This is a genomic window from Anaerotignum faecicola, assembly GCA_024460105.1.
Taxonomy (GTDB): Bacteria; Bacillota; Clostridia; order Lachnospirales; family Anaerotignaceae; genus JANFXS01.
This window is the reverse complement of the sequence record JANFXS010000413.1, coordinates 1-416: the sequence shown is the minus strand read 5'-3', so window position 1 is coordinate 416 and position 416 is coordinate 1. Positions and strand designations below refer to the sequence as shown.

Genomic DNA, 416 nt, shown 5'->3' with positions numbered 1-416 from the left:
AAGAACAGCAGCTATCTGGCAGCTTTCCTCCTAAACAGCCAGCATCAGCTCCATCCGCTGGATAATATGATCCTGATACTCCTTATCCAATTCCACAAAATAGCCGCTCCAGCCCCACACCCGTACAATCAGGTTCTTATAATTTTCAGGATGTTTTTGCGCTTCCAACATAGTGTCCCGGTTCACGGAATTCAATTGAAGCTGATGGCCTCCCAGATCCATAAAAGACTTTACCAGCACCGCGACCTTGGCACAGCTTTCCTCTGTTCGGAACACGGTGTCATGAAGTTCCAGCGTCAGAGGTCCTCCGTTAATTACCCGTTTCAAATCCGGTTTGGTAAAAGACTGGATAATCGACACAGGACCTCTGCATCTGGAAAACAGGCTGGGTGAGTAATTTGCACCAAACCCCTCTC

1 protein-coding gene is annotated in these 416 nt (G+C 48.1%); it reads right to left on the bottom strand.

Features of this window, described 5'->3' with window-relative positions; translation table 11 throughout:
* Positions 1–30 precede the first annotated feature (30 nt).
* Positions 31–416, bottom strand: a 386-nt coding sequence (locus NE664_14635; GenBank protein MCQ4727871.1) for a pyruvate formate-lyase, incomplete at its 5' end; no start/stop codon positions are given.